General features: G+C 42.7%; 24 protein-coding genes. 22 read left to right on the top strand and 2 right to left on the bottom strand.

Annotated features, from left to right (window positions below; all coding sequences use genetic code 11):
• The first annotated feature begins 100 nt into the window (after positions 1 to 100).
• Entirely contained in the window at positions 101 to 1,732 is a 1,632-nt protein-coding gene (locus EXA13_RS09355) for a glycoside hydrolase family 32 protein (RefSeq protein ID WP_238132933.1), read from the top strand.
• A 103-nt stretch (positions 1,733 to 1,835) separates the two neighbouring features.
• Here the strand turns inward: EXA13_RS09355 and EXA13_RS09350 are convergent, their stop codons facing one another.
• Entirely contained in the window at positions 1,836 to 3,218 is a 1,383-nt protein-coding gene (locus EXA13_RS09350) for a carbohydrate porin (protein WP_238132932.1), read from the bottom strand.
• Positions 3,219 to 3,556: 338 nt separating this feature from the next.
• On the bottom strand, positions 3,557 to 4,471 hold the full coding sequence (locus EXA13_RS09345) for an aminoimidazole riboside kinase (protein WP_238132931.1): 915 nt from the start codon (positions 4,469 to 4,471) through the stop codon (positions 3,557 to 3,559).
• A gap of 260 nt (positions 4,472 to 4,731) precedes the next feature.
• Here EXA13_RS09345 and EXA13_RS09340 point away from each other — a divergent pair, with 260 nt between their 5' ends.
• The 21 genes from EXA13_RS09340 (at position 4,732) to EXA13_RS09240 (ending at position 23,562) form a co-directional block, all read left to right on the top strand.
• Positions 4,732 to 5,115 (top strand): DMT family protein, encoded by a 384-nt coding sequence (locus EXA13_RS09340; RefSeq protein WP_238132930.1) that lies wholly within the window; start codon positions 4,732 to 4,734, stop codon positions 5,113 to 5,115.
• A gap of 592 nt (positions 5,116 to 5,707) precedes the next feature.
• A complete protein-coding gene (locus EXA13_RS09335) occupies positions 5,708 to 7,339 on the top strand; it encodes an ABC transporter substrate-binding protein (protein WP_238132929.1) in 1,632 nt (543 codons plus the stop codon).
• Positions 7,340 to 7,441: 102 nt separating this feature from the next.
• Positions 7,442 to 8,362, top strand: coding sequence for an oligopeptide ABC transporter permease OppB (oppB, locus tag EXA13_RS09330; RefSeq protein ID WP_238118057.1), 921 nt, complete (start codon positions 7,442 to 7,444; stop codon positions 8,360 to 8,362).
• A gap of 19 nt (positions 8,363 to 8,381) precedes the next feature.
• On the top strand, positions 8,382 to 9,284 hold the full coding sequence (oppC, locus tag EXA13_RS09325; protein WP_238132928.1) for an oligopeptide ABC transporter permease OppC: 903 nt from the start codon (positions 8,382 to 8,384) through the stop codon (positions 9,282 to 9,284).
• Positions 9,285 to 9,316: 32 nt separating this feature from the next.
• A complete protein-coding gene (locus EXA13_RS09320) occupies positions 9,317 to 10,288 on the top strand; it encodes an ABC transporter ATP-binding protein (protein WP_238132927.1) in 972 nt (323 codons plus the stop codon).
• Complete coding sequence (oppF, locus tag EXA13_RS09315) at positions 10,285 to 11,277, top strand: murein tripeptide/oligopeptide ABC transporter ATP binding protein OppF (protein WP_238132926.1); 993 nt, start codon at positions 10,285 to 10,287, stop codon at positions 11,275 to 11,277. Before EXA13_RS09320 ends, oppF begins: the two co-directional genes overlap by 4 nt.
• A 417-nt stretch (positions 11,278 to 11,694) precedes the next feature.
• Positions 11,695 to 11,907 carry a Flp family type IVb pilin gene (locus EXA13_RS09310; protein WP_238132925.1) on the top strand — a complete coding sequence of 71 codons (213 nt, stop codon included), beginning with the start codon at positions 11,695 to 11,697 and terminating at the stop codon, positions 11,905 to 11,907.
• A gap of 9 nt (positions 11,908 to 11,916) precedes the next feature.
• Positions 11,917 to 12,357, top strand: a complete 441-nt coding sequence (locus EXA13_RS09305) for a prepilin peptidase (protein WP_238132924.1) — start codon at positions 11,917 to 11,919, stop codon at positions 12,355 to 12,357.
• Between the two features lie 23 nt (positions 12,358 to 12,380).
• Entirely contained in the window at positions 12,381 to 13,190 is an 810-nt protein-coding gene (gene cpaB, locus EXA13_RS09300) for a Flp pilus assembly protein CpaB (protein ID WP_238132923.1), read from the top strand.
• A gap of 10 nt (positions 13,191 to 13,200) precedes the next feature.
• The gene (locus tag EXA13_RS09295) at positions 13,201 to 14,532 is read left to right on the top strand and encodes a type II and III secretion system protein family protein (protein ID WP_238132922.1); all 1,332 of its coding nucleotides are present in this window, start codon (positions 13,201 to 13,203) and stop codon (positions 14,530 to 14,532) included.
• A complete protein-coding gene (locus EXA13_RS09290; protein WP_238132921.1) occupies positions 14,529 to 15,044 on the top strand; it encodes a hypothetical protein in 516 nt (171 codons plus the stop codon). The genes EXA13_RS09295 and EXA13_RS09290 overlap by 4 nt, the downstream gene beginning before the upstream one ends.
• Before the next feature lie 7 nt (positions 15,045 to 15,051).
• The gene (locus tag EXA13_RS09285; RefSeq protein ID WP_238132920.1) at positions 15,052 to 16,305 is read left to right on the top strand and encodes an AAA family ATPase; all 1,254 of its coding nucleotides are present in this window, start codon (positions 15,052 to 15,054) and stop codon (positions 16,303 to 16,305) included.
• Positions 16,302 to 17,585 (top strand): CpaF family protein, encoded by a 1,284-nt coding sequence (locus tag EXA13_RS09280; protein WP_238104614.1) that lies wholly within the window; start codon positions 16,302 to 16,304, stop codon positions 17,583 to 17,585. The genes EXA13_RS09285 and EXA13_RS09280 overlap by 4 nt, the downstream gene beginning before the upstream one ends.
• 2 nt (positions 17,586 to 17,587) lie before the next feature.
• On the top strand, positions 17,588 to 18,508 hold the full coding sequence (locus EXA13_RS09275; RefSeq protein WP_078924829.1) for a type II secretion system F family protein: 921 nt from the start codon (positions 17,588 to 17,590) through the stop codon (positions 18,506 to 18,508).
• Positions 18,498 to 19,397: a type II secretion system F family protein gene (locus EXA13_RS09270; RefSeq protein ID WP_238132919.1), complete on the top strand. Its 900-nt coding sequence runs from the start codon at positions 18,498 to 18,500 to the stop codon at positions 19,395 to 19,397. The genes EXA13_RS09275 and EXA13_RS09270 overlap by 11 nt, the downstream gene beginning before the upstream one ends.
• A complete protein-coding gene (locus tag EXA13_RS09265; protein WP_238132918.1) occupies positions 19,390 to 20,250 on the top strand; it encodes a tetratricopeptide repeat protein in 861 nt (286 codons plus the stop codon). The genes EXA13_RS09270 and EXA13_RS09265 overlap by 8 nt, the downstream gene beginning before the upstream one ends.
• A complete protein-coding gene (locus EXA13_RS09260; protein WP_078924827.1) occupies positions 20,247 to 20,744 on the top strand; it encodes a TadE family protein in 498 nt (165 codons plus the stop codon). Before EXA13_RS09265 ends, EXA13_RS09260 begins: the two co-directional genes overlap by 4 nt.
• Entirely contained in the window at positions 20,725 to 21,246 is a 522-nt protein-coding gene (gene tadF, locus EXA13_RS09255; protein WP_238132917.1) for a tight adherence pilus pseudopilin TadF, read from the top strand. The genes EXA13_RS09260 and tadF overlap by 20 nt, the downstream gene beginning before the upstream one ends.
• 2 nt (positions 21,247 to 21,248) lie before the next feature.
• The gene (locus tag EXA13_RS09250; RefSeq protein WP_238132916.1) at positions 21,249 to 22,559 is read left to right on the top strand and encodes a TadE/TadG family type IV pilus assembly protein; all 1,311 of its coding nucleotides are present in this window, start codon (positions 21,249 to 21,251) and stop codon (positions 22,557 to 22,559) included.
• A gap of 31 nt (positions 22,560 to 22,590) precedes the next feature.
• On the top strand, positions 22,591 to 22,815 hold the full coding sequence (locus tag EXA13_RS09245) for a hypothetical protein (RefSeq protein ID WP_238132915.1): 225 nt from the start codon (positions 22,591 to 22,593) through the stop codon (positions 22,813 to 22,815).
• Positions 22,816 to 22,923: 108 nt separating this feature from the next.
• Positions 22,924 to 23,562 carry an OmpA family protein gene (locus EXA13_RS09240; protein ID WP_238132914.1) on the top strand — a complete coding sequence of 213 codons (639 nt, stop codon included), beginning with the start codon at positions 22,924 to 22,926 and terminating at the stop codon, positions 23,560 to 23,562.
• Positions 23,563 to 23,577 lie beyond the last annotated feature (15 nt).

Here is a 23,577-nt window from a genome sequence, read left to right as displayed (position 1 = left end):
TCAACTACCCCATATGCGGTTATGTGGCGGAAAAACTTGCCTACCCGAGTGATGTTTTATATTTTTGGAACGTTCCCGAATTTAATGGTTAGGTAAGCATATGTCTCTTGATTCGTTGATTGATCTCGCTGGTGGTATCACCAATATTCTACGTATTCTCGCCCCAAAAGGGCGTATTACTATTGCTGTTCGTGATGCTCAGCAAGTGAAACCCTTGCCCAGTCAGGTATTGGCTGAATCAGTTTTAGGTGAGTGGCAACTTTCGATGGTACGTCATGATGCCATTACTGATCAGCATTTAGCTGAGGTTGGCCGACAGATTGCTGACCAGCAACGAGAACAAGCTTCGGCTTACCTTAAGCCCACTTCGTGTCCTTATCGCCCTCAATGGCATATTTCTCCACCGCAAGGTTTACTGAATGACCCGAATGGGTTTGTCTGTCATCAAGGGGAATATTACCTTTTTTATCAGTGGCATCCCTTTGCTTGTGAGCATAAAGATAAATATTGGGTTCTGCTTAAAAGCCAAGATTTGATCCATTGGCAGTGGCAGTCGATTGCACTAACTCCATCGGATTGGTTTGATAGCCACGGGGTTTTTTCTGGACATGCCGTCAGTGATGGTGAGGATCTTTGGCTGTTTTATACCGGTAATACACGCTTAGGTCATGATCGTCAGCGACAAACTATGCAATGTGTTGCTAGAGCAACTGAAGAGGGGACTTTTGAAAAATTAGGCCCAGTGATCCGCACTTTACCGCCCGGCGTGACAGAACATATACGTGACCCTAAAGTGGTGTATCAACAAGGACGTTGGCACATGCTGCTCGGTGCGCAGACCGAGTCATTGCAGGGACGTTTGGCTGTTTATCATTCACAAAACTTACAAGACTGGCAATTTGACCGCTTATACGGTGAAGAATTAGATCCTTATGGGTATATGTGGGAGTGTCCAGATTGGTTTGAGTTAAATGGTCAAGCCTTCATTGTTTTTGGTCCTCAAGGGATTCGCTCTCAAAATCCTCATCATACGATTGAACACCAAAACCGAATTTTTACCGTCGAGCAAGATGAACAAGGGCGCTTTCATTTTCTACAAGGTTGGCAGTTGGATGCTGGGTTTGATTTTTATGCTCCGCAAACGACTCAAACCCCTGATGGACGACGTGTGCTTTGCGGTTGGATGGGGCTTCCTGATGAGATAGATCACCCAAGCTGTGACAATGGCTGGATACATCAATTCACGGCATTGCGTGAGCTGAGTTGGCAGCAAGGGAAAGTCATTCAACGCCCGGTAGCTGAACTGGAGGCTTTACGGAGAAACGTTCAAACCCTGACATTAAATGAACTCGGGGTTGATGTGGCGACGAAAAGCTTCGAATTGAAACTGAACCTACCGTTGGGTGGTGAGTTACATTTAATGGAAAATGCGCAGCATAAAGTGGTGTTGTCATTTGATGCTGATAGCAAGGTGCTTCGCTTTGATCGTAGCCAAACGGAGATTCGTCAAGGAGACACTGTCCGTGAACTCGCTTTAGAATCAGAAGATGTGCATTTACAGATCTTAGCTGACCATTCCTCGTTAGAAATCTTTATTAATCAAGGGGAAAAAGTGATGACTGGGCGTGTTTTCACGGCGACGGATGCTACCCGTATTTCGTTGATTGGTGCTGAGGTTACCGCAGAATTTGCACAATTAAGCGCAATGAACGGAGGGCTTGCACCTCAGTAGTTGCAGTGTTGTGTGAATGGATAAGCGTAAATAATATAGCCTTCTATACAAAATCCCCTCACGTCAAGTGAGGGGATTTTATCATGCTCAAAGTATTGATGAATTAAAACCACGTCTCCATTTGGAGAGCAAACACGGTTTCACCACCATTACCCATCGTGCTGGCATCATTAACGGCGTAGTTATCTAAATCACTGCTCCAATCCACATAGCTGACAGCAAAACGTAGCTCTGGGCGATCAAAGAAGCCTGATGCGGTCGATAACTTTAAGGTTGGCGCTAAGGTTGCTTTGTAAAAGCTGCCATTGGCTTGTTCTACACTGTTATCTAAATCCATATATTGGTATGACCCTTCATACACCATTTCAAAGTTTTCTGTTAATTCTTGGGCTAAACGTACGTTAAATGAAGCCCATTTGAACTCATCACTCTTTTTAATACGATCTTTGCTGTATTCCGCCATGAATGCAGGCGCAAAGCGCCAGTTGTCGGCAAAGCGAGTCACCCCATAACTAAAGAGGCGAAGCGCTTTAGCATCATCGTTTAAATTACCATTAGAGCCAATCCCTTTTAACTCTGCGCCAAGTCCTTGGCCAAGCAGTAACCCAGTTGAAGAGGAGCCCTGATTAAAACCAAAGAAATCACTGCCGTGATAAGCGAATAAAGCATGTATTCCGTTTTCTGCTCGTTTAGTGACCAAGGCAGTAGCATCTACCATTGGATCTTCATTATCTGCGGCAACCATACCACTGATCATCACTTGGAAAGGACCGAATCGGTTATTCATGGTCGCCACATAGTTTTCGATATTGGTGCTGGAGCTATCAATCTCTCCAAAATCTCGCCCATAGAGTGAGAAGTTGGCTTTCCAGTTATCGGCGAGTTGAACATCATAAACCCCGGCTCCGGTACCTGAAAGGAAGACAATATCGGAATCGAAGAAATGAATATCAAAATTATCGCGGTCAAAACGCTTACCAGCCCAAACGGTGGCATTTTCAAATGCGCCGCTAAACGATGTTAAATTAGACAACTCCGCATAGACCTGGCGTACGTTCAATTGGCTGTCATCAGAAGTCCACTCATTATTGGTTTCTACGCTATCAGCCAGCATGATATGAAAGCGAGCTTTAGAGCCATCATCCAACATGCGATTATGGATAAGGTTGGCTTCCAAGTATTTATCGGCTTCCAGACCTAAACGTCCGACAGGGGCTCCTAAACTGCCGGCCGCGGTCATATAAGGCCCTGTTCCCGTAGCACCGTTAAGATCATCATTGGTTAACAGTCCTGCTCGTGCATAGCCATGGAACTCGAATTGAGAGGCAGTATTGACAGCCTGTTGAGCGGTTTGTTCTGTCGTGGTGAGGCGTGATTCCAGCTCATTAATTCGAGCTTCTAACGCCGCAATATCACTGTTTGCCCATACGGCAGAGGTTGGGAGTAGGGTTGAGGCAATGGCTAGTGCTAATGTTTTCGTTTTCATTGTGCTTTTTCTCCACATTGAATTGGATGATAAAATTAAGAGTCTTGCAAACGTTCCCAATTAATCATTGAATTAGCGTAGAAAACGAGACCAAATTTTCTCATTTCATACTGAATACTGCGATAGAAAATGAGATTTACGTGATCTTTAGTTCGATATTACTGTATAAGATATTTAGGGAACGATCCCTATAAAATTGTGGGGAATTTAAGCGTAATCACACAATAGCGTTATTTTGTGATCTTACGCATTGGGCGTGATCACACTATTTCAGCATAAAAAAGCGAACCTTCTTGTCAAGAAGAGGTTCGCTTAAAAGAAAGAGGGATAAGGTGTACTTAGCGAATGAAATCGAGCAAAGCTTGCTGAGTGGGTAGGGCGGTCATCGCTCCTTTTTTTGTGGTGGCTAATGCACCACAACCATGTGCCCATAAAATCGCGGTTTCTAAATCCTTGTGCCACGGATCGCTGGTTGCGAGTTTATGTAGTAACCCACCAACAAATGCATCGCCTGCCCCTGTGGTATCTATCGGCTTAACTACTTTTCCTGTGATTAATGTCTGTTGATCACCGGTTACGACTAATGCCCCTTTTGCCCCTTGAGTAATGATAATAAGAGGAATGTTCAGCGTTTTTAGAGCATTGATCCCAGCTTCAATAGTGTCTGTTTGGGTGAGATGTGTGATCTCTTCTTCTGAAAATTTCACCACATCCGCTTTGGCGACGGCCTGCATCACCACTTCAATTAATTCTGAGGGATTCTGCCAGACTTCTTCACGCAAATTAGGGTCAAAACTGATGTATCCTCCCGCTTGTTTGATGCGATCCATAGCCTCGAAGGTTGAGCTACGACTTGGCTCGTTGGCCAGTGCGATAGAGCAGGCGTGTAGCCATTCACCGGAATGGAATTCAGGAATATCATTGGGTTGTAAAAATTGATCGGCACTGGGTTTTACCATAAACGTAAAACTGCGTTCACCTGAGCCATCCAAATCCACCACGACGGTAGAGGTGCGCTGTTGATCATCCAACAGCAAGTGTGTGCTATCCACGCGTTCATTGGTTAGTGTCTGGTGTATAAATCGACCAAGAGGATCGTTCCCAACTCGACCAAAAAAAGCACTCTGTCCGCCTAAGCGGGCAATCGCAACGGCAACGTTAGCAGGTGCGCCGCCGGGGCATTTTAAATAGTGTTGCTCACCATCAGGAATAAGATCGACAACCGCGTCGCCAGTGACCCATACTTTACTCATTGACTGTCTCCCACAATAATTTTCTTCAGTGTAATGGTTGAAAAACTCTTGGAAAGTCTTTCAATGATATGCTGGTTCTTTAGCTTGTTAAATTGTGATCAGCGAAAGATAAATCGATAAAAGAGGGAGCCTTTTGATGGATATTTCGGTATCGTTCCCAGTTTGATAAAAACGATGGATCACCGATTGACGAATCTGAGGACTCAGCGCACACTGCACGCGTTTTGTGCTTCATCTCTTTCTCTTGTGGAGTTTTTATCATGTTTGCACTTCCTCCTATGTTGATAACGATTGGATTATTATTGATTAGCAATGTTTTTATGACCTTTGCTTGGTATGCACACTTACGTGAACTGGGGCATAAACCTTGGATTATCGCTGCATTGCTTAGTTGGTGTATTGCTTTGTTTGAATACCTGTTTCAGGTGCCAGCTAACCGAATTGGTTATACGGTGCTCAATTTAGGACAGCTTAAAATTTTACAAGAAGTGATTACTTTATCGGTTTTTGTGCCTTTTGCGCTTATCTATATGAAAGAACCATTTCGGATGGACTTTGTTTGGGCGGGGCTTTGCTTATTGGGGGCGGTCTTTTTTATTTTTCGCCCGCAAATTGTCGAAGTATTCACTCGTGTTATTGCGTAACGTATAGCCCTTTTTATCTCCTCCATGTAAAACGGTTCTAATCCGTCGTATTCGTGATTAGAACCGACATATCACCGTACTCCAATGCTGTTTAAGCCAGCACGAATGTAACCTTATATTCCTTTTTTCTATGTTTGTTTGTTTTAAATTCGATTTTTTTGAATGCGATTAAATGGGGCGTTCGTCTCATTTTAGTGCAAGGTAGCGATTGCCTTCACAGATTCGTATTATTAAAGAGTCGATTATGACATTTAATTCGACGTGCTCTGTTTCAAATGTTAATTTTTTGATCGATTTCTAGCATAAGATTCTATAATTTTATAGAAATCTAGAAGTTATGGCATCGCGCATCACGAAATTGAGCCGATTTTGGATCATCATGGTCAACTCTATTTCGACTGAAGTTATACGCTGATTATTGATGTAGATTAAGAATATCATCTGCTGAAGCTACATTTTATTGGCAAGTTACTTCAATGATTGCTAATGTGCCAAGTTCCTTATTGGGCGTGGTTTATGACCTTATTCTAGCCGTTCTGGAAACCCAATAAGGAAGTCATGGATGCAAGATAAAAACTTGGAGTTTTCTACGATGAATAAGAATAAAATCACAAAAACCTTGCTGTTGGGTGCAAGCTTAGCAGTGGCAACCACTTCTTTTACCTCTTTCGCGGCAAATGTTCCTGCCGGAACCAAATTAGCAGAGATACAAGAGCTTGTCCGAGGCAATGGGACCGAAGTGGCTACCATTGACCCACATAAATCTCAGGGCGTACCCGAGTCGCATGTCATTCGTGACTTGCTGGAAGGACTCGTGAATCAAGACGCGGACGGCAATACTATTCCTGGCGTTGCTGAATCTTGGGAAACAACCGATAACCAAACGTATACATTCCATTTGCGAGAAAATGCCAAATGGTCTAATGGTGATCCGGTCACTGCGCAAGATTTTGTTTATAGCTGGCAACGAGCTCTCGATCCTGCTACCGCTTCTCCTTATGCTTGGTATATGGAATACACCAAGATTAAAAATGCGAAAGAGATTGTCGAGGGCAAAAAAGAAAAAAGTGAACTTGCCGTGAAGGCGTTGGATGACCATACCTTAGTGGTGGAACTGGAAACCGCAGTGCCCTATTTTGTGATGATGACAGGGCACACTACAATGAAGCCTGTTCACCAAAAAACCATTGAAACATATGGTGATAATTGGACCAAACCAGAACACTTTGTTGGAAACGGCGCATATGTAGTTGATCGTTGGGTGGTTAACGAGCGTTTAGTTCTGACGCGCAATGAGCAATACTGGGATAATGCGCATACCGTCATCAACAAAGTCACTTTCCTTCCGATTGAAAACCAAGTTGCGGAGATGAACCGCTTTTTAGCGGGTGAAATTGATATTACCTATGAGTTGCCGATTGAGCACTTCCGACGCCTGAAAAAAGAGTATCCTGAGTCTGTTTCCGTCGTGGGTAACCTATGTACTTACTATTATTCATTCAATACTAAGAAAAAGCCGTTTGATGATGTGCGTGTTCGTAAAGCCATTTCTTATGCTATCGACCGTAACATTGTGACGGATGCCATTATGGCACAGGGTGAGAAACCCGCTTATTTCTTAACCCCTGAAATTACCGCTGGTTTTCATCCAGAATTCCCTGCTTATGGCAAAATGAGCCAAAAAGAACGCAATGCAGAAGCGGCGCGTTTGCTTAAAGAGGCGGGGTATGGAAAGGGTCACCCTTTAACATTCAGCCTATTGTACAACACATCTGAAAACCATAAGAAAATCGCCGTGGCGCTTGGTTCTATGTGGAAGAAGACACTGGGGCTTGATGTGACGCTTGAAAACCAAGAGTGGAAAACCTACCTATCATCAAAAGATCAAGGGGATTTTGAAGTGGCTCGCGCGGGTTGGTGTGGTGACTACAATGAAGCCTCTTCATTCTTAACTCTGATGATGAGCAATAATACAACGGGTGGTCAGCATTGGGGCAATACCGATTATGACGCCATCATTATGAAAGCCTTAACCTCAACTTCTGAGTCTGAACGCCAAGAGTACTACGCTCAGGCCGAAGCATTAATTGCCAAAGAAATGCCCATCGCGCCTATTTATCAATATGTAAAATCTCGGTTACTTTCTCCTAAAGTTGGCGGCTTCCCGTCTAACAACCCAGAAGAAAAAATCTACTCGAAAGATCTTTATATTAAAGCTCAGTAGGTTCGGGTGTTTACCTCTAAATAACGGTTTAGACACTGTATGTGCTTGTGCGCATACAGCGTCTTCTTGTTTTCAATTGTCACAGACTGAAAGAGTGAGTTTATGCTTAAATTCATCACGAAAAGGATATTTGAAGCGATCCCTACCATGTTGGTATTGATCACAATATCTTTCTTTCTTATGCGCTTCGCTCCGGGAAACCCTTTTTCAAGTGAGCGTTCACTTCCACCGGAAGTGATGGCCAACATTGAGGCCAAATATGGTTTAGATAAACCGGTGTTTGAACAATACACCACTTACCTGATGAATGTTTTACAAGGAGATTTTGGTCCTTCTTTTAAATACTTAGACTATTCAGTGAATGAGTTAATTGCGGTGGCTTTACCCGTTTCGGCTAAAGTGGGGTTAGTTGCGTTTGTCTTTACCCTCATTATGGGAGTGAGTGTTGGCACCATTGCCGCCTTAAAACATAACACTTGGATTGATTACACCATTATGTCCACCGCCATGTTAGGGGTGGTTATGCCTTCGTTTGTCCTAGCACCAGCCTTGATTTATCTTTTTTCCCTTCACTGGAATTTATTTCCTGCGGGTGGCTGGATGGATGGTAGTGCGAAGTACTTGGTACTTCCGGTGATCGGGATGTCACTCTTGTATGTCGCCACCTTTGCACGGATCACTCGCGGTTCAATGATTGAGACGCTCAACAGCAATTTTATTCGTACTGCGCGAGCCAAAGGGTTGAGCTATCGTTACATCGTGATCAAACACGCGTTGAAGCCAGCTCTTTTACCGGTCGTATCATATATGGGGCCCGCATTTGTCGGCATCATTACGGGCTCGGTGGTGATCGAAACCATTTTTGGCTTACCGGGCATCGGAAAACTTTTCGTCAATGCTGCATTTAACCGAGATTATTCATTGGTAATGGGCGTGACGATTTTAATTGGTTTCCTGTTTATTTTGTTCAACGCCATCGTGGACATTTTACTCGCCATGATTGATCCAAAAATTCGCTATTAAACGACAGGGAAGTAGAGCTATGTTAACAAAAAGAGACAATGTCGCGGCGATTGAAAAATTTTCTGAAAATTTAGAAATAGAAGGCCGCAGCTTATGGCAGGATGCGCGTTATCGGTTTATGCGAAACAAAGCCGCAATGGTGAGTTTGGTCATTTTATCATTGATGATTTTGGCGGTGATTATTTTACCCATGATGGCCCCTTATGCTTTTGATGACACCGATTGGTATGCCATGCATGTTGCCCCTAATGCCGAGCATTGGTTTGGTACCGACAGCCTCGGGCGCGACATCTATGTTCGAACCTTAATCGGTGGTCGAATATCATTGATGGTGGGGGTGATGGGAGCATTTGTCGCAGTGTTGATTGGTACCCTGTATGGTGCCACTTCTGGCTTTATTGGCGGCAAAGTTGATCGGGTCATGATGCGCATTTTGGAAATTCTTTATGCCGTACCCTTTATGTTTTTAGTCATTGTGTTGGTGACCTTTTTTGGTCGTAATATTATTTTGATTTTTGTGGCGATTGGTGCCATTGCGTGGCTGGATATGGCACGTATTGTTCGTGGTCAGACATTGAGCCTACGTAGCAAAGAATTCATAGAAGCGGCGCATGTGTGTGGGGTGAGCCAATGGCGGATCATCACTCGACACATTGTGCCTAATGTCTTAGGGATTGTGGCGGTTTATTCAACTTTGCTGATCCCTAGTATGATTTTGACCGAATCTTTCCTCTCTTTCCTTGGGCTTGGGGTGCAAGAGCCGATGACCAGTTGGGGCGCATTATTACAAGAAGGCGCTCAAACCATGGAAATCGCTATATGGCAACTGGCGTTCCCTGCTGTGTTTATGGTCATCACCCTTTTTTGCTTTAACTATGTGGGCGATGGTTTACGTGACGCATTAGACCCGAAAGACAGATAACCCCACAGGAATCAGAGGTTAAGGAAAGAATAATGAGCTTATTAGATGTCAAAGATCTGCGGGTTGAATTTACCACTCAAGATGGCACAGTCACTGCAGTTAATGATTTGAACTTTTCTCTGACACAAGGAGAAACGTTGGGTATTGTGGGCGAATCCGGTTCTGGCAAATCGCAGACCGTTTTTGCCATTATGGGATTGCTTGCAAAAAATGGTCGAATTTCAGGCAGTGCTAAGTTTGAAGGGAAAGAAATTCTTAACTTGCCTGAGCGAGAGCTGAACAAAGTCCGCGCTGAGCAAATTGCCATGATATTTCAAGACCCAATGACCTCACTGAACCCTTATATGAAGGTGAGTGATCAATTGATGGAAGTTTTGATGCTGCATAAGGGAATGAGCAAAGCGCAAGCGTTTGAAGAATCCGTTCGTATGCTGGAGGCGGTAAAAATACCCGAAGCACGTAAACGCATTACTATGTACCCACATGAATTTTCTGGTGGTATGCGTCAGCGAGTGATGATTGCGATGGCCCTGCTTTGTCGCCCGAAATTATTGATTGCTGATGAGCCAACAACGGCTTTGGATGTGACCGTTCAGGCACAGATTATGGACTTGCTCAATGAGCTGAAAAAAGAGTTTAACACTGCCATTATTATGATTACCCATGATTTGGGGGTGGTGGCGGGTTCTTGTGACAAAGTGCTAGTGATGTATGCAGGAAGAACGATGGAGTATGGCTCCGTTGAGGATATTTTTTACCGCCCCAGCCACCCTTATGCCGAAGGATTGCTCAAGGCTATCCCTCGTTTAGATACCGAAGGGGATGTGTTACCCACCATTCCGGGTAACCCACCCAACTTACTTCGTTTACCTCCGGGCTGCCCGTATCAAGAACGCTGCCATCGAGTGATGGACCGATGTATGCGTGAAGCACCGATCTTAACGCCATTTGCAGGTGGACGTCAGCGTGCCTGTTTTTCTGATTGGGAGGCTTGGAGTAAATGAGCAATCAAAAATCACTATTATTAGATATTAAAGACTTAAAAGTCCATTTTTCTATCGCCACTAAGTCCGCGTGGCCTTGGAGCAAGCCAGTGACCTTAAAAGCCGTTGACGGGGTGAACGTTCGTTTATATGAAGGGGAAACCTTAGGCGTGGTAGGAGAATCAGGCTGTGGTAAATCGACGTTTGCCCGAGCGATCATCGGCTTAGTGGAAGCCACCGCGGGGCAGGTCGTTTGGCTTGGACAAGATCTGACGCGTTTGAATGCGGTGAAGCGTCGTAATACCCGCAAAGACATTCAGATGATCTTTCAAGACCCACTTGCTTCACTTAACCCTCGTATGACAGTCGGAGATATTATTGCTGAGCCATTACAGACATTTTACCCTGAACTGTCGAAGCAAGAAGTCAAAGATCGTGTCAAAGAAATGATGGCTAAAGTTGGCTTATTGCCTAATGTGATCAATCGCTATCCGCATGAATTCTCAGGCGGGCAGTGTCAACGGATTGGAATAGCCCGAGCGTTGATTTTAAACCCTAAAATGATCATTTGTGATGAACCCGTCTCTGCATTGGATGTGTCAATTCAAGCTCAGGTGGTGAATTTATTAAAAGAACTGCAAAAAGAGTTAGGGTTATCTTTGGTCTTTATTGCTCACGATCTCTCAGTGGTTAAGCATATTTCTGATCGTGTCTTGGTGATGTACTTAGGCAATGCGGTGGAATTAGGGGTTGCAGATGCGTTATTTGCCAACCCTTTGCACCCTTACACCAAAGCATTAATGTCAGCCGTACCCATCCCTGACCCTAAAATTGAACGCAGTAAAACCATTCAAATGCTGGAAGGGGATTTACCTTCGCCGATTAACCCGCCTTCGGGTTGTGTTTTTCGAACTCGCTGCCCGCAAGCGACCGAGGCTTGTGCGCAAACGCGGCCCAGCATTCAAGGCAGCGATCAACACGCGGTCTCTTGCCTGCAAGTTAATCTTTGATTCATGAATACGCTTCCCCCTAGCCATAAATTAGGGGGAAGTGGATATTGATAAACGGCTATTGTCCCTTCATTCTCCCTCCTCTTTTCTAAAATATCGAATCTTCGACCTGTTGCTGATCACTTGGCTGATATCGGTATATAAGGCCTATATTTACTGATTGTAATGAATGTAACTTATCCATCACCATGCGTGATACCTATCACGTTTTGTATGGTCTTTATTGGGTTAATTATCGGTTAAGTTGTGGTTGATACTCTGTTTTGTCTCGTGGTTGAGATTGTGTCTTTAAATCCACATTTTTGATCATGTCTTTTGTAGACATATAAAATGTGAATGTTAAAGTTGCGCCAGTGGAATGAAATTTGGTGATGTCACTCTCAAATTTCGTTTATATGATAAAAAAAGGAAAATTCCATGTTGACAAAATTATATGTTAAATCTCGCTTACTGTTGGACTCTTTCGCTCAAGATCAACGCGGTGTTACCGCCATTGAATATGCGATTATCGGGGTGGCTGTTTCAGCTATTGTTCTTGCTGTATTTCAAAGTGATAACGGCCTTAAAAAAGCTTTAACAGATGCGGTAGCAACGATTACAACAAATATTGGTAGTGCGAATAAGCAATAGCTTATATAGATGGAACTTCATTTAATAATACAATTACTAGGTCTGTTTTTATTATTAGTACTTTCAGCATCTGATATTTATAAACGGTATCTGGATAATAAATGTATTTTATTATTATTGGTTCTTGTCCTCTTAGGCTGGTTAACCCAGCCTAATTGGTCTGTTCTGCCCTATACCTTGGCGATTTTATTAATCGGTTTAGTACTGTTTTATTTTCAATTATTGGCTGCGGGAGATACTAAACTTTTGGCAGTCCTCAGTTTAGGTATTCATCCGGATTATCTGCCATTGACCATAGTTGGTATCACAGTGATAGGTGGAATTATGGCTCTTGGTTACCTGCTTTATGGTCTTTGTACCGATTTAACAGCAGTACGCCAGAAAGGTATTCCTTATGGAGTTCCCATTAGTTTAGTTGGCGGTTTTGCCATTTATCTCTCTTCTTTATAATTTCTCTCACTTGGGACGGTGAAATGAATTCCAAGCTTTTAATCGCATTGGCTCTCCTTGCGATAGCCGCTGGTGGCTATGGATTATTTGCCCCAGCTACGCCTCCTCCGGCTCAATCTACGTTGGCGGTAGAGTCACAACCTGTGCCCGCTAAGCAGTGGCAAGTATGGTTTGCTCGCCATCCATTAGAAAAAGGACAACAAATTACTCGAGCGGATCTAGAACTACGCCCTATAGATGAACCTCAAGCACTGGCTTTGGGGGTAAATCAAGATATGACTATCGATTTTACACCGGAGATGCGAATTACTCAGCCATTAGGACAAGGGGCTGTGGTTTGGCCTGAAATGCTGCTGGTTCCTAACCAACCCGGTTATATCGACTTGATATTAACACCGGATCATGTGCCTTTTCCCATTCAGGTCCAAGAAGCGTCAATCATTGGTGGTGTTATTCAACCGGGGTCTTTGGTCGATATTTTAGCGCTCGCTTCTTTGAAACAAAACTTGGCTAATGATGAAACGGTGCGCAGTTTTGAAACCGTGTCACTCACTCCTATTTTGATGGGAGTCAAAGTGTTGCAAGTGAATCAACAGCAGATCCGTGAAGAAAAAGGACGTAATGAAATAACAACCTCGCAAGCCAGCGTCATTTTAGAGTTGACCCGTAAGCAAGTTGCCACATTAACCATTGCTCGGAATATTGCACAAATAGAGATCCACCTTTCTACTGGCAAGCGCATAGCAAGTGAGCTTTCGGCCAATGCGGGTGATGTGTTAACCGATTACAAAGCCATACAAGAATATCGTGCAGATAAAGCCACGGTACGCTAAGGAACGGATTATGATTCATCGCTATTTTTCTTTATTACTTTTGATCCTACTTGGGGGATTGAGCGTACCCGTTATGGCTCAGCGCATGATCAATTTAGCCGAAGGTGATGCGCAAACCTTAAGAATGGAGAGTGAAATCCAATCAGTTTTTATTTCAGACCCTAAAGTTGCGGACTATCAAGTGATTGATCGACGCACGGTTGTTGTTTTTGGCAAACAGGTGGGTAATGCCAATCTCATTGTTTTTGGTGATAACAGCCAAACTTTAGCCAGCCGGCGGCTAGTGGTGAATAAAAGTATGGTGCACATCCAGCAGCAAATTCAAATGAAGTACCCTCATGCAGAAGTTACCGTCTACAACTTAGGTGAACAAGTGGTGCTAAGTGGTACCGTTGCAACCGAAAAAGAACGAGATGAAATTAATCTACTGGTTGGCGAACTGCTCGGAAAAAATTCATTAGATACCGATATTGAATGGGATCTTGGTGATGATAATACTTACAAAATGGAATTTATGCAGCGTCGCCGATTTGAAGGGGTTGTGAATAACATAGAAGTTGCCAGTACCAAACAGGTTAATGTGAAATTGTCGATTGCCGAAGTTTCTCAATCTTTTATGGAAAAGTTTGGTATCCAGCTTGGGAGTAGTGGACAAAATAGTGGGATTTTTGTGAATCCACTAAGACAGTTTAGCAGCAGCGACATTATGACTCTGATCAGTGCCATTGGTGACGATACGGTTGGACAGGTGTTAGCTGAGCCGAATTTGTCGGTCATTTCTGGAGAAACTGCCAGTTTTCTGGTGGGGGGAGAATTACCCGTTGTCACGATTGTTGATGGAGGCACTAACGTTCTTTATAAAGAGTTTGGTGTTCGGTTAGAAATGATGGCGAAAGTATTGCGTGACGATAAAATTCGGCTCTCATTAATGCCAGAAGTTAGCTCACTGGATACCCAATATGCGAATGATACCTACAACTTACCTTCACTAAAAACTCGCCGAGCGAGAACAACGGTTGAATTAGGTGATGGACAAAGTTTTGTTTTAGGTGGGTTGCTCAATAAAGAAGAAAGTGAACGACTGAGAAAAATCCCTTTTATTGGCGATATTCCTGTCCTTGGTGCGTTATTTCGTCACACTGAAACCAGCCGCAATAAAACGGAATTAGTGATCATTGCGACCGTGAACTTAGTTCAACCCATTCAACCATCAAGCATTCAGCTACCGAGTATGCAACGAACCTCAACGTTAGAGCGTTTCTTTGCTCTAGATCCGGAAAAAAGCCGAGTAGAACAGCAGTTGAGCCAGCAAATTCTCGCCACGGGAGGGTTTAAGCAATGAAAAAAACAATCGTGATGCTTGGGATTTTAGTCGTACTAATGGGGTGTAGTTCAGGTCGAGCTGATCAACCGGGCCCAGCCATCGATGTGTACCCTGTGTATGCCACGTTGGCTTTACAAACCGACCACCAGCAGCAAGCTAAAGCTCAAACTCGATTAGAGACATTTTTACGTGAACAGCATTCCGCGCTTGTGACACAGCAAATCATTCTGTATTGGAGTACATCTCATGGCCAACGTTTTGCAGAAAAAACGATGCAAAAGCTGCGAACATTAGGTGTGGCTCCAGAACACTTACGGATTAAACAAGTTCCATCAGGGTTCGGGCAACATTTTGATTTTCAAATGGAAATTTTAGCGCATAAAGTGGTTGTCCCTGTGTGTCCATATGCTCAGGTGAGCCGCTTTGGGCAAGAAGGTTCGGGATGTTTTACAGAAAGTATGCGCTGGCAGTCGATGGTAAATCCCCACAAAATGTTATTACCAGAAAATAAAGTTCAGCGTGGGGAGTAGCTAAAATATGTTTGATTTAGTCGATTTACTCAGTAAGAAACAGCAAACCGAAACGATAGAGCAGCAAAAAATAACCTCGGTACTGTTTTATCAGACGGTTGAGTGCCAAGAACTCGTGCAGGAAGCCTTTCGATTTGAAGGCATTGTTCCTCCGGCAATGGCGAGAAACCAAGATGACCAAATCGCTGATCATGTTCGTCAATCTGACATCGAGATCGTGATTGTTGAGCTAAATAATAGTAAAGATGTGAGCACGGATGCAGAACGAATTAGCCACTTGCTCCCTAACCATGCCTCCGTGATAGTGGTGGGCAGTGAAGATGCTATCTCTACCATTCGTAACTTAAAAGCGATGGGCTTCTACTATGTGTTTTGGCCCGTCAGTAAACAAGAATTCATCGATTTTGTGCGTAGTGTTTATGATAATCGGCAGCGCAGTAGCCACCGAGGACCTGGTAAAAAACGTCGGGCCAAATACATCAGTATTCTTGGTAGTAAAGGTGGCGTAGGAACCAGTTTTATTACCGCTGAAGTCGCGCATCAGCTCAGTTCAGCTCGTAAAACCTCTTGTCTAGTGGTTGAGCAAAACTACCATGGCGGCAACTTAGATATCTTGATGGGCATTCGTAAATTAGAAAAACGGAAAATCCAAAAAGGTTCACTGGCCTCATCATTGGACAGCGCATCTGCGCAAAGCCTATTGCATAAACAAAATCCGATGTTGTCCATGCTGGCCCTCGCTTCAGAACAGCTCGATACCTTATCTTTGTTGGACTATTCCAATGCGGTTGTCGATCAGCTTTCAGAGGAGGTTAATTTTATTTTAGAAGACCTTTCTTCTTCAGTAGGCTTTAGCTTGGAGGCAGATAAATTTCTTGCTCATGCTGATATGGTTGTGCTGGTGATTGACCCAACCGTTTCTTCTGTCCGTGAAGCCGCTCGGTTGAAAGAGCGAGTGCATAAACTTAATAGTAACTCTGCATTGCGCTTAATTACCGTACTTAACCATACCGTTGCCAGTAAATTAGCAACGGCTGGGAAGCAGGAAGCGGAAACAATTCTTAAGCAACCTATCGATGTTGAGATCCCCTATTGTGACGCGATTAATTCCACGATTTTGGAAGACAAGCGCGTGGTCGCGTCCAAGTTGAAAGCGGCTGAGCCATTGAAACAACTGACCTCACTATTACTAGGTGAAACGCTTGTTCAAGCGAAGGGAAGCTTCTTGCAACACATCCAGCAATGGTTGAAAAAATCATGATAGGTGCAAAAGCGATTTATGTAGGACTGCGCAAGCAAATTTTTGATGCGTTGGAGCCCGAAGCCATCGCTCAGATGACCAAAGATCAACTGGCCAAACAACTCAATGGAGCGATTGAGTTGTTGATTGAGCGTGAACGGTTAACCGTGCCTAAAGTCATTCGCCAAGAGTTTGTGAAAAACTTGGTGGATGAGTTGGTCGGGTTAGGCCCTTTGCAAACCTTGATGGATGATGAATCCATTAGCGATATCATGATCAACGGTCATGAAAACATCTTTATTGAGCGAGGCGGTCTGGTTGAAAAAGCCCACATAGATTTTATTGATGAAAGGCAATTATTAGATATTGCCAAACGGATTGCAGCCCGTGTTGGTCGACGAGTGGATGAATCATCCCCAACCTGTGATGCTCGTTTACAAGACGGAAGCCGGGTTAACATCGTTATTCCACCGATAGCCATTGATGGAACGGCTATCTCGATTCGTAAGTTTAAAAAACAGAGCATCGACTTAACCAAACTTTGTGAATTTGGAGCAATGAGCCCAGAAATGGCGCAAGTACTCATGGTTGCCGCTCGATGCCGGTTAAATATTTTAATTTCAGGAGGAACAGGGTCGGGAAAAACTACCATGCTGAACGCGTTATCCCAGTTTATCTCCGAAAATGAACGCATTATTACCATTGAAGATGCGGCGGAATTACGTTTACAGCAGCCACATGTCGTGCGTTTGGAAACGCGTACCGCGGGCATAGAAAACACAGGGCTAGTCAACCAGCGAGACTTAGTGATCAACTCGCTGCGGATGCGGCCGGATAGAATCATTGTGGGTGAGTGTCGAGGCGCAGAAGCGTTTGAAATGCTACAAGCCATGAATACGGGGCATGATGGTTCCATGTCGACACTTCACGCGAATACGCCACGAGATGCTTTGGCTCGAGTGGAGTCTATGGTAATGATGGCAACCAGCAGTTTACCGTTGGAAGCCATTCGCCGCACCATAGTGAGTGCGGTCGATCTCATCATCCAAATTAATCGCCTTCATGATGGTAGCCGTAAAGTCATGAGCATTACAGAGGTGGTAGGGCTAGAAGGTTCGAACGTAGTACTGGAAGAAATTTTCCGTTTTCAACCGAATCTTAGACAAAGCGAAAACGGTAAAGTGAACGGCAGCTTTATTACTTCAGGCTTAATGCAACGATCGGTTCTGTACGAAAAGGCGCGTTTTTTCGGGTTAGAAGAGAACTTGACTAAAGCCTTTCGTGAAGTCGGGGAGAAGTGAGCATGATAGCCATACTGCTTATTTTCGTTGGCGTAATTTTACTTCTGCTTGCTCAACGTAAACGTAAGAGCGAACGTTATGATTACTTGGATCAGTTCTCTCGAACTGTGTATGTTGACTCCATGACATCTGAGCAACAAGCGATTGATATTAAATCACTTTCTGATAGATCTTGGAAAGATAGAGCCACGCAGGCTTGGAGTAACCTCAATAAGCAACTCGGTCATCTTGCCATTGTTAAAGTCGTGAGTTACCTCTGTGTGCTGATTTTTTTAGGAATAGAATTTAACCAGCGTTTTGTCCGTGGTTCCGTCTGGTTGGTCGTGGTGATCACTGTCCTCGCTGGGCTTTTATTTGCTTACCTTTGGCTAAGAAAGCGTGAACAAAACCAGTTTGAAGAAAATTTTCCTGATGCGCTCAACATGCTCAGTAGCGCCGTTTCCGCAGGAGAGAGTATTACTCATGCCATCATGTATGTTGGTAATACGCTCAATAATGAAGTGGGTAAAGAATTTAAAATTATGGGCAAGCGCTTGCAGTTAGGTGAGTCACCCGATGATGTTTTTCGAAAAGCCTGCTTGCGGTTTCCTTATCCTTCTTTCCACTTCTTCGTTATTACGCTACGCGCCAATATGCAGCGAGGAGGGCAACTTAAAGAAATTATTTTACGCTTAAACCGGCTACTTTTTAATGCTCGTGCTATTGAGAAGAAAAAATATGCACTCACTTCAGAAGCGCGAACGTCCGCCAAAATTGTGGCAGCCATACCTTTCTTCTTCTTGTTTATTTTGCAATACCTCAGCCCGGAAAACTATGAGTTTGTCATGTTTGATCCCGGTGGACGCCCCATTCTCTACTATGTGTTGATCAGTGAGGCGATCGGTATTGCCATTGTATGGGGGTTGATGAAGAGTGTTCGATAAAATATTCCCTTGGTTGGAAGCTTCACTCGGTAGTCTATTTTCGATTATCGCCATTGCCATTGGTGCCTTATTACTGATTGCTTCGTTGCGTCGTGAACGAAAGAAACAACTATGGCAAGATTTTCACCATCATGAACAGGAAAAAGTCAGGTCAACATGGCTTGAGCAACTGTCTCGCTTGCTCAATAGTTTTTTTTCTTCTGATAAACAGCAAGTACAACAAAAGTTTTTAGCTGCAGGGTTTTACAACCCGAAACTGGCGACCTATTTTATGCCGATAAAATATACGGTATTGCTATTGGGATGCTTTGTTTGTTACGCCTTGTCGCTACGTTTTCATTGGTCTGGTAACAGTCTGTCTATTGCTGTGGCGATTTGGTTGGTGATCAGCTTAATTCTGCCAGACAGTTATTTAGCCATACGTTCAAAGCAACTGAGTTACAAAATTTCTGCCAAATTACCTTATTTATTAGATTTGATGGCGGTATGTGTTCAAACCGGGATGACGATAGAATCATCCATTAGCTACTTAGCAAAAGAGATGAAAGGGTTTGATAAAGATATTAGTTATTTGCTGGTAAAAACCGATGACAGAGCACGCTTAGTGGGCTTAGAGCAAGCGCTTGACGAACTTTACCAACGGGTTCCCTCTAATGAGATGCGTAGTTTCGTCATGACATTAAAGCAAAGTTTGCAATACGGTAGTTCTATATACGGTGTATTAACAACATTATCAGCAGACATTCGTGAAGTACAAATGTTACAAATTGAAGAAAAAATTGGGAAATTGGCGGCGAAGATGTCGATCCCATTGATTATTTTTATCATGGTGCCGATTGTGATTTTAATTGCGGCACCGGGGATAATGAGGATGATGGTCAATGCATAAAATAATATTACTTTTTCTCTTCGTCATCACGGTTTCTGGTTGTGTTTCCACCTCAGGAAATCAAACAAAATCTGCGAGTAGAGATATAGAATTAAGTCCGGTTGATCAAGAGCAAGTTTATAAAAAAACTTCAAATTATCCCGCGTTGATTGATTTTTATAAAAGTCAGTTACAAAAGCGTGAAGAAAGTGAAACTCGGTTAAAGCTCACGGAAGCCTACTTAAATTATCAAGACGCCGAATCGGCTTTATTTACCTTGACCCCATTAATGAATCGTGATCAAACAACCGATCAAGCCTTTTATCTACAAGGTGTTGCGCTCTTTCGTTTAGGGAAAATTGAAGCGGCTGAACATTCCTTAGCGATGGCGCGAGAAAAGAATCCAACCGATGCTAAAGTCATTAATTTACTTGGAATTATTCGTGCTCAGCAAGGGGATTTTATTCAATCCAGAGATTTATTTACGCAAGCAAGGGTATTAATGTTTGATGATATGACGATTAAAAACAATTTGGCATTAATCGATATGTTAGAAGAAAATTATACTAGCGCGGCTGCACGTTTATTACCTATATATTTAAATGGAGAAGCCGATGAGCAAGTTAAAGCAAATTTGGCTATTATCATGGCTAAAATGGGGAGTTTAAACCATTTACTGGCTTTTTATGCGGGTCAATATAATGAAGAAGACATTATCCTATTATATCAATCATTACGTAGCTTAAATTTAGCCACTAACTTTCAATTTTCAGCAAAAAATGATTCTCCGGTCTTATTAGAAAATAAGTCAAATGTGGCACTTAATGAGCCGATTGATGCGGTTCACTCCCAGCAATGGGGAGATAAAGAATGAAAAACTACGCGCTCTTGCCCAAGAAAGGGATCGCAACCATAGAGTTTGTGGGCGGATTTTTTGCTTTTTGGTTGATGTGTATGGCTTGGGTTGAGATGAGTTTTATTTCTTACGTTTCCAGCTTGGGGGATCTCGCTATTGCAAAAGCAGCAAGAGAAGCTAAAAAAACCGATGGCATTAATTATGTCACGGAATTTAATCAGTTGCTTAATGAAGAAAATAGCCTATGGCATTATGTTGTGGATGCGAATAAATTCAAAGCGAGAGTCCAATTTGTTAAACACTTAGATGATTTACATAACTATGAAACTCGCTGTTTAGGAGAAGGGGAAGAGGCTTTTAACTGTAATGACCCTAAAGACATGGCGATAGCGGTTTACCATATTAGTTATGATTATCAGCCTATTTTTAGTTTCTTTTTAAGCCGTGAAACGCTATTTGCCCGTGAAGTTATTGTGATTCAGGAGTATCAACGTGAAACGTTCACTCATTAATCAATGGGGTAATTTTACCGTGGAATTTGCCATCGTTGGGGTGTTTTTTGCTCTATTATTAGTATTCAGTGCAGATATTGTGGTAAAGCTAGCCTATAAAGGAAAGTTAGATCGTATGTCCTATTCTGCGGTGAGCATTATTAAAGAAAGAACCGAATTAGCCGGAGCCGATAATTTTTCGGTTGAGGAAACAGAAGTTAATACTATTTATGACATTGTACGCCGCTCATTACACCGAACGACGGGGAACTTTAATGATAAGAAATTTGGTTTTCAATTAGATATTGTTCGTAATGGCGTTAATGTTGTTTTGCCTTATCACAGGGGAATTGACTGTGAAAGTCAAAGCCCTGATGCCTCACTCGATTTTGTCACCACTTTTGGTCGGCATGCGACGCTATATCAAGTGACGCTTTGTTATGACACGGATAGCTGGTTTGGAGAGTTAATCGGTCGCGATTTTTCCCGAGTTTCTAGCCGTTCGATAACAATGGGGAGGTAGTCATGATTCACCGTATTCAAAAGCAGTCTGGCCATGCAGCAATTTTATTTGCTCTCTTTATTCCCATTTTGTTTGGTGTCTTTGCGTTAGGTACTGATGGTGCGAGAGCAATACAAGATAAAGCCCGTTTACTTGAAGCCGTAGAGGTGGCGAGCCTTGCGGTTGCTGGGCAAGGATCTGATGATAAAACGTTAGCCAAAAGCTATGTTCAGTATTATTTCCCATTAGCGACGGTGGAAGATAAAGATATCTCTATTACGAAATTAAATTGTGAGGATAATTCAAATTGTCGAAATCAAGAACGGCGATTTTTTGAATATCGTGTCACCGCAAGTATTACTCAACCCACTTGGTTTCCCGGTAATGAGTCCATTATTGGTTTTGGTGAAAGTTATCAGGTTTCTGATGGGTCTATCACCCGGAAATATCACTCTGAGACTGTGGATGTTATATTGGTAGCGGATTTTTCAGCATCTATGTATGATTTTTGGGATGGGGGTTCGAAAAGAAAGTTTCTTGATTTAAAAGATATTATAAAAGTTATAGCGCATGAATTAGAACTGTTTAATGGTTATACAAAAGATGAGTCGAATAAAAATAGACTAGCGATTATTGGCTTTGATTTCTATACGGTACAAAGGTCTGGTAATACTCGGGCTTTTCGAGATCATTTAATTTGTAGAGGAAGTGCAAATTCATCCCATTCCTCTTATCTAAAAGAAGTGAAGTGTGATTCTTATTATCCAGGAAGAAATAGTGATCTCATTAATGAAACGGCTACGGTAAGAGACATCTTTACTATGGATTCTATTGCTCACCAAGCAATAAATTCAAATAGAGTGACTAATGTTTCCTATTTTGAAGATATTATTTTAACTGAAGATATGGAGTCAATTACGGATCGTATTTTTTCATCTAATTTTTCAATTCCAAGAAACTCAGGAAGTGGAACCTCTTCGTATGCTGGGTTAATCCGTGGTGCACAAATGGCTTATCATCAAGGTGAAAATCCAAGGCAGTTGATTATTATCTTATCGGATGGTCAAGATTCATACCGTCAAACAACGAGTAAATTAATTAATGCTAATCTCTGCTCGACTATTCATACTAAATTAAATTCAAAAGTATCTGAAGATGGAAAAAAAGTTAATGCAAGATTGGCCGCGGTGGGTTTTGATTATGAATTAGAAAAGTATCCGGAAATGGGGAGTTGTGTTGGACAAGAAAATGTTTTTAAAGCAGAAAATCAAAATGACATCATCAACAAAATTTTAGAACTGATCACTGAAGAAATAGGGCATTTGGCACGATGAAAAAAGTGAAGGGTTTCTGGCTTTTTTTGCGATGATTAGTCAATTCAGTTATGCCAACCATTATCTGATTTTTATTAATAGTGATGATCCATACCAGCAAGAGCAGGTAGATCAACTGAATTCTTTGGTTTTTGAGCAAAAAAGCATTCCAGCAGAGCACATTTATCTTATTGATTCGGCAAGTCAGGAGAAGCCATTTCGAGGTGAAATTCAGTACCTCCATGATGGTGAAGGGCGTTATGTGGCGAAATATTAGGCAATTACCGGAAGTTATCATGGTTCGTTCAGGACGAATCACACAACATTATCCCTTAAGTGATTTTTTAGCGGAGTATTTACCTCCTCCAGTAAAGGAATTTCCATAATGAAAATAACAGTAAAGACTCTTTTCATCGTTCTAGTTCTGGTGGCTAGCACTGTGGTTACCGCAACTGAACAACCGACAAGACAAAACGCTTTACACTATTACTGTAATAATCCGGATTTAGAGTTTGAGCTACAAGTTCAAGTTGCAGAAGGGCGTCGAGTCCATCTTAATCAAGGTGCTTTTCCTCAAATTGAAGATCAAGAACGGTATTCTGCCAATTTTACTTTTGTTGAGCAGCAGATGCGACAAGCAGGTATTCAGGGGGAGTGTGTAGAATATTTATTGAGTCATGCTAAGTCTTCTGTCACTCCAGATAGTGATCTTTTAGCTAGGGTTTATTTTTCTTTTGATCGCTCAGAACTGACGGATTCTTCACGTTATATTTTGGCGCAGATAATCGAACGTTTACAGCATGATCAAACCCTAAAAGTAGAAGGGCATACGGATAATATTGGTAGTGATGAGTACAACTTTTCGCTCGGTTTACGTCGAGCTCAGTCCGTGACAGCTTATTTACAGCAACAGTCTAATCAACCCATTTACACTGAAGTGATTTCTTATGGAGAAAGAAAACCGTTAAGTCGTAATGATACAGCGCAAGGTCGAACTCAGAACCGTCGGGTTGATATTTACTAAATTAATAAGAACGAC

Source organism: Vibrio cincinnatiensis (genome assembly GCF_022113815.1).
Classification (GTDB): domain Bacteria; phylum Pseudomonadota; class Gammaproteobacteria; order Enterobacterales; family Vibrionaceae; genus Vibrio; species Vibrio cincinnatiensis_A.
Note: the sequence above shows the minus strand (reverse complement) of the source record. Positions and strands in the feature narration are given on the sequence as shown.